The 11,504-nt window shown below is 25.4% G+C and carries 7 protein-coding genes, 2 tRNA genes and 1 other RNA gene; all 10 read left to right on the forward strand.

Going from position 1 to position 11,504, the window contains the following annotated elements:
- The first annotated feature begins 37 nt into the window (after window positions 1-37).
- Window positions 38-113: transfer RNA gene (locus OC683_RS01585), tRNA-Val, on the forward strand.
- 39 nt (window positions 114-152) lie between these two features.
- Window positions 153-228: transfer RNA gene (locus tag OC683_RS01590), tRNA-Asn, on the forward strand.
- An 85-nt stretch (window positions 229-313) separates the two neighbouring features.
- Window positions 314-2,482, forward strand: a complete 2,169-nt coding sequence (locus OC683_RS01595; protein ID WP_304514810.1) for a polyribonucleotide nucleotidyltransferase — start codon at window positions 314-316, stop codon at window positions 2,480-2,482.
- Between the two features lie 1,097 nt (window positions 2,483-3,579).
- Window positions 3,580-3,975: RNase P RNA component class B (rnpB, locus tag OC683_RS01600), an RNA gene on the forward strand.
- Between the two features lie 145 nt (window positions 3,976-4,120).
- The gene (gene lysS / locus OC683_RS01605; RefSeq protein ID WP_304514811.1) at window positions 4,121-5,599 is read left to right on the forward strand and encodes a lysine--tRNA ligase; all 1,479 of its coding nucleotides are present in this window, start codon (window positions 4,121-4,123) and stop codon (window positions 5,597-5,599) included.
- Between the two features lie 77 nt (window positions 5,600-5,676).
- The gene (locus tag OC683_RS01610; protein WP_304514812.1) at window positions 5,677-6,066 is read left to right on the forward strand and encodes a hypothetical protein; all 390 of its coding nucleotides are present in this window, start codon (window positions 5,677-5,679) and stop codon (window positions 6,064-6,066) included.
- 110 nt (window positions 6,067-6,176) lie between these two features.
- Window positions 6,177-8,900: a PHP domain-containing protein gene (locus tag OC683_RS01615; RefSeq protein WP_304514813.1), complete on the forward strand. Its 2,724-nt coding sequence runs from the start codon at window positions 6,177-6,179 to the stop codon at window positions 8,898-8,900.
- A 32-nt stretch (window positions 8,901-8,932) separates the two neighbouring features.
- Entirely contained in the window at window positions 8,933-9,361 is a 429-nt protein-coding gene (locus OC683_RS01620; RefSeq protein WP_304514814.1) for a hypothetical protein, read from the forward strand.
- Between the two features lie 60 nt (window positions 9,362-9,421).
- Window positions 9,422-10,093: a hypothetical protein gene (locus tag OC683_RS01625; protein ID WP_304514815.1), complete on the forward strand. Its 672-nt coding sequence runs from the start codon at window positions 9,422-9,424 to the stop codon at window positions 10,091-10,093.
- A gap of 155 nt (window positions 10,094-10,248) precedes the next feature.
- Window positions 10,249-10,722: a GNAT family N-acetyltransferase gene (locus tag OC683_RS01630; protein WP_304514816.1), complete on the forward strand. Its 474-nt coding sequence runs from the start codon at window positions 10,249-10,251 to the stop codon at window positions 10,720-10,722.
- Window positions 10,723-11,504 lie beyond the last annotated feature (782 nt).

An 11,504-nucleotide genomic window follows, 5' to 3' on the forward strand; every position in this document is an offset into this window, starting at 1 on the left:
TTGCCAAGATAGGGGTTTGCCCGGAATTATTTGTAGTAGAGAATTAGCTCAGCTGGGAGAGCATCTGCCTTACAAGCAGGAGGTCGGGGGTTCGATCCCCTCATTCTCTACCAAACCAAAAAAGCTTTCCTGTTATAATAATTGATATTTGTGCCTATGTAGCTCAGTTGGTAGAGCATCTGACTGTTAATCAGAATGTCCTAGGTTCGATCCCTAGCATAGGCGCCATTTAGAATTTTTAATTTTTTTATTTTATTTTCAAAAGTAGTTTGTGATATTTTTCGTATTTATTTTAGAAAAAAAGGGGATTTTCATGACTTTAAAAGTGTTTGAAACTACTTTTGAAAATAATTTACTTATTGTAGAGATTAATAAATTAGCTAAACAAGCTAATAGTTCTGTTTTAATTCGTTATAAAGATACTGTTTTATTGAGTGTTTTAGTTATCGGAAATAATGAAGTTTGTTTAGATTACTTGCCTTTGATGATTTTTTATCAAGAAAAATTTTATGCAGCAGGCAAAATACCCGGAAATTTTTCCAAACGAGAAGGGAAACCTTCTGATGCAGGAATATTAAATGCTCGTTTAATAGATAGAACCTTAAGACCTTTATTTGATAAAAATTTTAATAAAGAAATTCAAATCGTAAATACTATTTTAAGCAATGATGATAGTTGTAATAATGAAATTTTTGGTATTTTAGGCAGTTCTTTAGCTTCTTTAATTTCTAATGTTCCTTTTTATAAAGCTGTTTCAGCGGTTTGTGTGGGTCGAGTGAATAATCAATTTATTATTAATCCTAATCCTCAACAAAAAAATATTTCTGATTTATGGTTAGTTTTAAGCGGAACTAAAGAAAAATTAAATATGATAGAAGTTAGTTCTAAAGAAATTTCAGAAAAAGATTTAATATCAGCTATGATATTTGGTCATAATTTTATTAAAAAATTATGTATTTTTCAGGAAGAAATTATAAATAATTTAAATATCATTAAAAATATTGATCTGACAAATAATTATAATATTAATTTATATAATAAATTTAAATTTAAATATTTTGAGATTGTAAAAAACACTTTACAAAAAGACATTAATAAAAAATTTATTAAAAAAAATTTTTCAGATACAATTAATAATCTTAAACATTTTATTTTGGAAAAATATATAGAAGATAAAGATTTTGTGATTGATAATGATATATTACAGACTTTTATAGTTAGTTGTGAAAATCATAAATTAGAAAAAATAAAAGAACAATTTATGCATCTTTTTAATGATTTATTAACTGATATAATGAGAGAAATGGTTTTGAAAGAAAAACGAAGAATTGATGGACGAACTTTAAATAAAATTCGATCTATTGAAACCGAAGTAGGTATTTTGCCACGTACTCATGGATCAGCTATTTTTTCTCGTGGTGAAACTCAAAGTTTAGCAGTTGTAACTATTGGTGCTTTAAGTGAATGTAAATTAATAGATGATCTGAGCGAAGAAGATAAAGAATCTTTTATTGTTCATTATAATTCTCCTCCTTTTGCTGTAGGTTCTACAGGTAAATATATGATGCCTTCTAGAAGAGAAATTGGGCACGGTATGTTAACTAAAAAAGCTTTATCTCATGTACTTCCTATGGAAAAAGATTTTCCTTATACTATTAGAGTAGTATCAGAAATTTTAGAGTCTAATGGTTCATCTTCACAAGCAACTATTTGTGCAGCTTCTATGGCTTTGATGGATGCAGGAGTTCCTTTATTAAGGCCTGTAGCAGGTTTAGCAATGGGATTATTTTTTTCTAGCGAAAATGATTATGTTATTTTAAGCGATATCCAAGGGTTAGAAGATCAAAAAGGTGATATGGATTTTAAAATCGCTGGAACTGTTCAAGGCATTACAGCCGCGCAAATGGATATTAAAATAGAAGGTATTAGTTTTGATATTTTACAAGAAGTTTTAGAAAAAGCTCGTTTGGGTAGAATAGAAATTTTAAAAAAAATGAATATGACTATTCAAAAACCTAGAGAGCATATGTCTGCTTATGTACCTAAAGTCAAGATGATTACTGTTCCTGTAGATAAAATTCGCGATATTATTGGTGCTGGTGGCAAAATTATTAATCAAATTATTGATACTTATGATAATGTTAAAATTGATATTCAACAGAATGGCAATATATTTATTATGCATAATAACGAAAATATTGTTAATCAAGTATCTAACTACATTTTAAATTTAGTAGATGAAATCAAAATAGGTAAAGTCTATGAAGTTACTGTTATGAAAATTTTATATGATAAAAAAAATGGTCATTCTTTTGCTGCTATAGTTCAGATTTTTCCTGGAATTGAAGGTTTTATTCATATTAGTAAATTATCCAATATTAAAGTTGAGTGTGTAGAGGATGTTGTTTCGGTAGGACAAAAAGTTTTAGCTAAATGTGTTTTTATAAATGAAAAAGGTAAAATTGATTTATCTTTAGTTTAGGACAAATAATTATTTTAATAAATACTTAATTTTTAAAAAATTTGTTAAAATAATTGTTGATAAGAATAATGGAAGGTGATCGAAGTTAGATATTTTAAAATTTAAAAATTTCTAATTTAGGAAAGTCCATGTTAGCACATAGGGCGCCAAAGAGGCCTAATTATCTTGTCATTTTACCAATGACCAGTGCGATAAACACCGAAAGGATAAGAACGGTTCTTGAAGGGAAACTCTCGGGAATTACAGCAGTTCTTAAAAGCGGATTGAGACGAAGTAGTTAGTCAAGACGATACCGCCACCGAATGGTTCCAAGGAAAAGCCTGTAATGGCCTAAGAAGACAAAAGAAGATGTAATTAACAAACCTGTTCGTAAACTACTATAATCGGACAGTCCAGAATCTATCAATTTAGTATGTGGATTTGATAGTTTATCAATTAAAATCTGGAATCTTACCATTAATACAATGGTCACTCCTCCTAAAGAACCAAGGTAGATATTTAGAGCAACTTGGAGAATCCTAAAACTATGTAATTAAATTTACAAATCAGAATATGAAAGTTCTGATAGTCAAGGATAAAGAATCTTTTTAGTAGTCGGAGGAGTAAAACTTGATTTGGAATAATTAAGTTAATCGCCTTCCCAAGATGAAGGTTAACGACCTTTATAGGGCGAAAGAAGAAAGTAATTTATTGTTTATTCATTTGAGACCGCGGAAGGTATATGTAAAACCTATAAATCAAATAGGAAATGAACAACTTAATTAATAAATACCTCGCTTTTAATCAGGTTGCCACCCATAAAGGGGTAAGGACACCTAGAATAGACGAGAGAAAAATAAATGATATGAAATTAAACCAATTAAAGAAATATCGCCAAAAATATGTTCACAATCAATATAACCAAAAAAATCACAACTGTACTTTGTCAGGTTTGTCATCGGAAGAGGACCAACCAATAAATGAATGATGATATTAGAATATTCGAAAAGAACACAAGGTCAAGAATAAGCATTTAATTAGTGGTGACACGAAATTAAACCCTGAAAAGGGATAAATTATGGAAAGCGGTGTGCTTGGAAACTTGCTCGCACCGTTTGGACGGGGGCTATTTGTAATATTTGACAGGAAAACAAATCTTATCAAGGAAACGCAAATAATCTATCCGTATCTTGGGAAATGTATGTAGTGTTTGTGCTTAAGAAAAAAATAACTTAAGGCATTTAAATTTATTTAAATGACGGCTTTGAAGTTCTAAGAACTTATTTTATAAATTAAGTTTATGAATGTAAAAATAAAGTGCCACAGAGACGAATTGATTAGAAATAATCAAGTGAAACGCGGTAAACCCCTCAAGCTAGCAACCCAAAAAAAGGTAGGGGCATATAAAAGTTAATATTCCCTTTATAAGAAAAATTAATTTTTATACTATTTTAAAAATAGAGATAAATGATCACACTTATTGATGAAATAAGAACAGAACATGGCTTATGCACATTATTTTCTTATCATAAGAATCTTTTTTGCAAAAAAGATTCTTTTTTTATTTTATTTATTTATAATTATTACAATTATTAATGAAAAAAATATAATAGTATAATAGTATAGGTTATGATTTATAAAGTAGGAGTTTTAAATTATATGAATAAAGAAGATATAACGGAACAAGAAGCGATTAGAAGAATTAAGTTAGATAATTTAAAGAGAAACAATATAGAACCTTTTTGTAATAAATTTATAGAAACTAACTCAATTAATTCTTTATTGGTGAAATATAAATCTTGGACAGTTAATCAATTAGAACGAGATCAAATTTTAGTATCTGTGGCTGGTAGAATTATTTTAAAAAGGATACAAGGTAAAGCTGGTTTCGCTAATATACGTGATTTTGAATCTGATATACAAATTTATGTACGACGCGATAATATTACGGAAAAAGAGTTTCAAATTTATAGTTGGTCTGATTTGGGGGATATTATTGGTGTTACAGGCGTATTATTCAAAACTAATAAAGGGGAATTAACTATTAAAATTTTTAAATTGGTAATGTTAAGTAAAAGTTTACGACCGTTGCCTGATAAATATAAAGGTTTACAAGATAAAGAAATAATGCGTAAAAAACGTTATTTAGATTTAATTGTTAATCAACGATCTCGTAAAACTTTCGTTGATAGATCAAAAATTATTCGTTTTCTTAGAGATTTTTTTAATAATGAAAATTTTTTAGAGGTCGAAACCGCTGTATTAAATTCTTGTGTAGGTGGCGCTAATGCTAGACCTTTTGTTACTTATCATAATAGTTTATCCACTAATTTTTATTTAAGAATTGCTACAGAAATTTCTTTAAAAAAATTAATTGTTGGTGGTATGAAGGCTATTTATGAAATAGGTAAAGTATTTCGTAATGAAGGTATTGATGCTAGTCATAATCCCGAATTTACAACTATAGAAGCTTATTTAGCTTATGCCGATATGAATATTATGATGTCTTTAGTAGAAAAATGTTTAAAAGATATTTGTTATAAACTTTTAGGTAAATTAGAATTTAATTATCAAGGGAATTTGATTAAATTTGATCATTTTTATAAATATGATATGATAGAAATTATTAAACAAAAAACTAATATTGATTTTAATGAGAATATATCTTTATCATCATGTCAAGAGTTGGCCCAAAAACATAATATTTCTTTGGAAGATTTTTATAAAAAAGGTCATATTATAGTGGCTTTTTTTGAAAAATTTGTAGAACCAGATCTGATTCAACCTACTTTTATTTTTAATTATCCTATAGAGGTAAGTCCTTTGGCTCAAGTAAATCCGCAAAATCCACAATTAACTGAAAGATTTGAATTGTTTGTAGCTGGTAAGGAATTGGTAAATGCTTTTAGCGAATTAAATGATCCTATTGAACAAAGAAAACGTTTTGAAGAACAAATATTGCAAAAAACATTAGGCAATGATGAAGCTCATGAATTAGATGAAGATTTTATAGAAGCTTTAGAATATGGAATGCCTCCTACTGGCGGTTTAGGTATAGGAATAGATCGTTTAATAATGCTATTAACTGATAATTCTAATATTCGTGATGTGATTTTATTTCCTCATTTAAAAAAATAATATAGGATTTATCGTAATATTATAATTCATTACTTATTAATTTGTTGTTCTATTTTATTAGCAAAGGATTGATAATAATGAAAAATTTATTTTTATTTTGTAAAATAAAAAAATTATTTTTATATTTTTTACAGATTATAAATCATTCTCAAATTTATTCTGATCTTGATTATGAGAATATGGATAATATTTATATTATTAAATTAGCTGATAAAATTATAGAAAAATTTGCATTATCAGAAATTACAATTAATATTGAATTTTTACAAGAACATTTATTATATTATCTCCAAGAACAAGAATCTTTTTTACCTACCCAAGAATATAATTTGTATATGATTATAATATTTTTGGAATCTTTTTATTTTGCTGAATTTCAAATAATAAATAATGATGAAAATACCAATATTTTGGATTTTTTTGAAACAGAGTATGATAAACGAAATTTAAAAAAAATTTTGAATTAAAAATTATTTAATTTTGAAGTTGAGGATATTTATATTTTAATTTTAATATATAAGTTATTTTGAATTGAATATAATTGGTTATTGTAAGTAAGAGAGTGTTTTTATTTTTTATGACAGGAGTTTTTTATTTACAAAGTTTTTATAGTATTAAAAAAAGTGTTCATTCTGTAGAAGCTTTGGTTAAAAAAGCTTTCGAAAGTAAATATAATTTTGTTGCTTTAAGTGATTTCGAAAATTTATATGGGATGATGCAATTAATTAATTTTTGCCACCAATATAATATTAAACCTATTATAGGTGCGCAAATTTATATTTATTTTGATCTTTTGAAATATCGTGATGTTAAAATTAGCTTTTTGATTTATGCTTTTGATAATAATGGTATTAACAATTTAATTAAAATTTTAAATTTTATCCAATTAAATCATAAAATTACTTTAACAGAATTTCAAAAATTCCAAGATGGTATTTTTGGTATTTTATCTAATTTAGATTTTATTTTATGTGATATTTTAAAAGATAAAATCATAGATCTGACTAATTATGAAAATGAAAATTTTATTTTGGAAACTTTTCGATATTTTCAAATAAATATCAACCATTTATTTTTTGGATTTTCTTTGCAATCTTTTTTATTACAAGATTATGCTGGTTTTTTTTTGAAGATAGTTAAAAAATTAAATTTAAAAGTAGTTTTAGTTAATAAGACTAATTATTTGTCTTCAGAAGAAAAATTAATTTATGAATATTTATGTAAAATAAGTGATTATCAAAATGATAATCGAAAATTTATTAATTTTAATCATAACAATGAACAAATGGAGTTAGATGTTCAATTTATTGATCAAAAAAAAATTCAAGAACGTTATCAACTTTATAATCTTAATGATTATGAATTATTTCTTGATTTAGAAACATTTTTATCAACGATTAAATATAATTTTGTTTTCCCTTCGGCCGTATGTTCATTTAAAAATGATTTCTCTTGTGATAAGTTTGAATATTTACAAACAAAAGCTAATATTTTTTTAACAAGTTATTTGCAAAAAAATATAAATTTAGAAAAACATATTTTTTATATTCAGCAATTGCAAAAAGAATTAATGTTAATTAATCAAATGCATTATGTTGATTATTTTTTGATTGTTTTTGACTTAATACAATATGCTAAAAATCAAAAAATTTTAATAGGTCCTGGAAGAGGTTCTTCGGTTGGTTCTTTGTTATGTTTTTGTTTAGGAATTACTGAGATTGATCCTTTGAAATATAATTTAATTTTTGAGAGATTTTTAAATTTTAAAAGAACGACTGTTCCTGATATTGATATAGATGTTCCTGACAATCAAGTTGTTAAACTAATGCGATATCTTGTAGATAAATATGGAATGGAACATATCGCTAATTTAATTACTTTTCAAAAATATTCTGAAGATTTGTTTCGTCTAGATTTAGAGTTTCTTCAACAAAATGGTCTTGAAATTAATATAAAGTCAATTTGTTCTGAATTTTCATCTATTATTAAAGGGATTCCTAGATTAGTTGGCACTCATCCTTCGGGAGTAGTTTTGACTAAAGCAGATTTGTCTCAACATTTACCTATTCAAAAAAATTCTAATAATTCTGTGATATTATATCGTTTGCAATTTGATCATAAACAGTTAGAAAAATTAGGTTTTATTAAATTAGATTTGTTAAAGTTGCGAAATCTTTTTTTAATTAATAAAATTTTAAATTTGATTGAACAAAAAGGCAAAATTAAAATTAATTTAGCTAATATAGCATTCAACGACGTTAATACTTATAATATATTGCAACAAGGAGATACAAAATATATTTTTCAATTAGAATCTATTTCTGCTATAAAAGTGATAAAACTTATTAAACCTAAAACATTTGAAGATTTGATTGTTGTTTTATCTTTTAATAGACCTGGCGCTATAAAATTTGTAGATCTTTATATAAATAATAGAATTAATAAAAAAGTAAATTTTACTGGTATAGATGTTGTAGACAATATATTACGTGATACTTATGGTATTGTTTTATATCAAGAACAAATAATGAGAATAGCTTCAGAATTTTCAGGTTATGATTTAGGTCAAGCAGATTTATTTATGAGACAAATTATGGCTAAATCTTCTGAAGATAGTAATGTTAATTTAAAAAAAAGATTTATAGATCAAAGCGTTCTATATCGAAGAACAGCGGAATCAGCTAGTCAAGTTTATGATTATATTTCAAAATTTTCTAATTATATTTTTAATAAAAGTCACGGTGCAGCTTATGCTTTGATTAGTTACAGAATGGCCTATTTAAAAGCTAATTATTTGCTTTATTTTGGAATGGTTTATTTAGAAGAAGATCCCTATGATTATGTAACCATTCGACAATGGTTATCACAAATAAAAAAATATATAAAAATTCAAAAACCTAATATTTTATATAGCAATGTTAGTAGTTGTCTAATTTTGGATGATAAACTTTTTTTACCTTTAAATTTTATTAAAGATATGAATTTAGAAATTTTTAAGCTTCTGATACAAGAGCGTTCTATAAAAAAATTTAAAAATTTTTATGATTTTAAAATGAGATTAAGGGAAGTTTTAAATAAGGAATTATTGCAAAAATTGATTTTTGCTGGAGCATTAGATAATGCATTCGATTTAACTCGTGTACAAATGCTTCAAGATTGTGATTTGGATTATATAGAACATAGTCAATATTTAACTAATTTTTGTAAAAAAAAATCGAAAGATAATGAGTATAATCAAGATATTTTAAATTATAATTTCCAAAATTCTTTTAAATTAAAATTAGATATGTTAGATGAATAATAATTTTAGCAAATAGGAGGTAATAACCAATTTTGTTTAATAATAAGTGTGATGTTGTTTGGGCATATTTAATAGATAGTAAATTTTGGCAAAAAAAATGGGTTATTATTTTATTTTATATCTTAAATATTTTAAGTTTTTTATTAATTATTTCTTGGAAGTTAAATAATAGAACTGTTTACATAAATAATCAAATCAATTTTTCTAATGTTTTGGATAGTCATCAAATACATCAATATCAAATTAATGATCCTCAAGAATTAGAAGAAACTATTATTTATCTAAAATCTATGTTCATTTTTATTATTCAGGGTATTTTTGTTTTTAGTTCAAAAAAAGGATTTTTAGGAATTACTTTAGGTACTTTTGTAGGATCGTTTGTAGGTTTAGGATTAGCCATGGTTTATCCATCGATTATTTATTTATTAGAATTAATTTATAAAGGGGTTTTTAAAATTTAAAGGAAATAATATTTAAATTACAATAATTTAAGAAATTAATTTGTAATTAATATATTTTTTATGTTTATGCGATTATCTAATAATTTTATATTACGTAAAGTTGTCTTAGTAAGTTATTTTCTTTCTTTAGCTATTTTTATAGATTTATTTAGCAAATTTTTAACTCCTTTTTTATGTTTACCTTTAGGTGGTCAAATATTTAAATTTTCTTTGATTATTTTCTGTTTATCAGGTATTTATAATAATTTTTTAACACATTTATTAATTTGTGGTTTATATGCAGTTTTTCATTTAATAAAAAGTTATAATTTTTTATTATCTTTAAATCAATTATTTTTGTTTACTAGAATTCAATTATTTTTGTCTTGCATTTTTGATTATATTTTGCCTGATTTATTATTGAGTTTAGTGGGGATTTTTATCAATAAAAAAACATTTATTGCCGACAATAAAAAAAATATTTTTTTGGGTTTATTATTAGTATATTTTTTGAGAAGTTGTTGTTTTTTTATTTCGAGTTATTGGGTTTATGCTCATATGCAATTATCTTTAGTTAATGTTTGGTATAATTGGTTATTTAATTTATTACATTTTCAAAATTTAAATGAAAAAATATGGTTAATTTGTTTCGCTTATTGTTTCATTGTTTTTATTTTTAATTTTATTTTCAGTAATATCTTGTTGTTTTTAATATTATCCAAAATTACTTCTTTTTTGGATAAATATTTATAAAATTTTCTTTTTTAATGTTAAAATAATTAGTATAGTTAAATTAAATTTCTTTTATTATTTATGTTATGAATTAATTTTTAGTGTTGATTAATTTTTTAATTTAATTTAATCAATATTTATATTGAAGAGGTGATAAAATTATTTGTTATTATCAAATGCCGCGAATTGTTCATGAAGGAGACACCAATGAAATTGCATCTATTAAACAATTATTATTTCGAAATGGTTTAATAAATGATTTAGTTCATGAATATGTTATAATTAAAGACTTAAATGATAAATTGATTGGAGTAGTTGGTCGATATTATAATAATATTAGATGTTTATCAATTGATCCTGAATATCAAGGTTATAATTTGGCTAATTTATTAATTAGTTTTATTATTAAAAGAATTTATACAGAAAATTTTAATGAAATTTTTGTTTTTACAAAACCTATGAATTTTACTATTTTTAAAAAATTAGGTTTTAAAATGATTTATTGCGATGAAGACTTTGGTTTTTTTACCAATAGATATGATTATTTTGAAGAATATTTGGTTTATTTATCAGAAATACATAAAAAAAATAATTTATCTAATTCGAATGGGCGCCAAAGAGGCCTAAATTTCGTGCTATCTAACCAATAGCCAGGGCCGATAAACCCTGCAAGGAGATGGTTGGTTTGGCAAACGAAAGAATGTCAGATTAGAGCAGACCATAAAAGCGGATTGCGACGAAAGCAAATTAGTCAAAAAGACTTCGCCACCGAATAATTCTAGGGAGAAGCCTGAGATGGCCTAAGAAGGAAAATTGAGGTAATAATGAGACCTGTTCCGGAAGTTGCTTACAACGGACAGTCCAGAGTCTACTAGTATATATTCGAGTATTGAGTAGTTTATCAAATAAAGAAACCTGGAATCAGCCTCTTATAGAGGATACTTCCCCTAAGGAATTAAGGTCGAAATTTAGGGTAACTTGGAGAATCCTAAAACTAAGTAATGAAATTTACTAATCCGGAAATAAAAGCCCGGATGGTCAAGGATAAAGCATCTTCTTAGTAGTCGTAAGGATAAACCTAAATTTGGAATAATTTAGTTAATCGGCTTACCAAGAAGAGAGTTAATGACTCTTATAGGGCGAAAGAAGATAGTAATTTATTGTTTATTCATTGTAAACTGTGGAAGCTAGGAATGATTTAGAGTTAAGCTTCCCCGGACTATGAAGAAGATTCATGACCAATCTTTCAAATTATCGAATACATTCCTCCACATTTAATCAGGTTGCTACCAACCCAGGAGTAGAAACACTTGGAATTGATCAGAGAAACATAAGTGATATTAATTTAATGAAATTAAGAAGGATCACCAAAAATACGTTCATAACTAAAACAATCCAAAATCGGTTCAAAGAGTGTATCTTCCAAAAGGAA

This window comes from Candidatus Phytoplasma crotalariae, assembly GCF_030586865.1.
GTDB lineage: Bacteria > Bacillota_I > Bacilli_A > Acholeplasmatales > Acholeplasmataceae > Phytoplasma > Phytoplasma citri.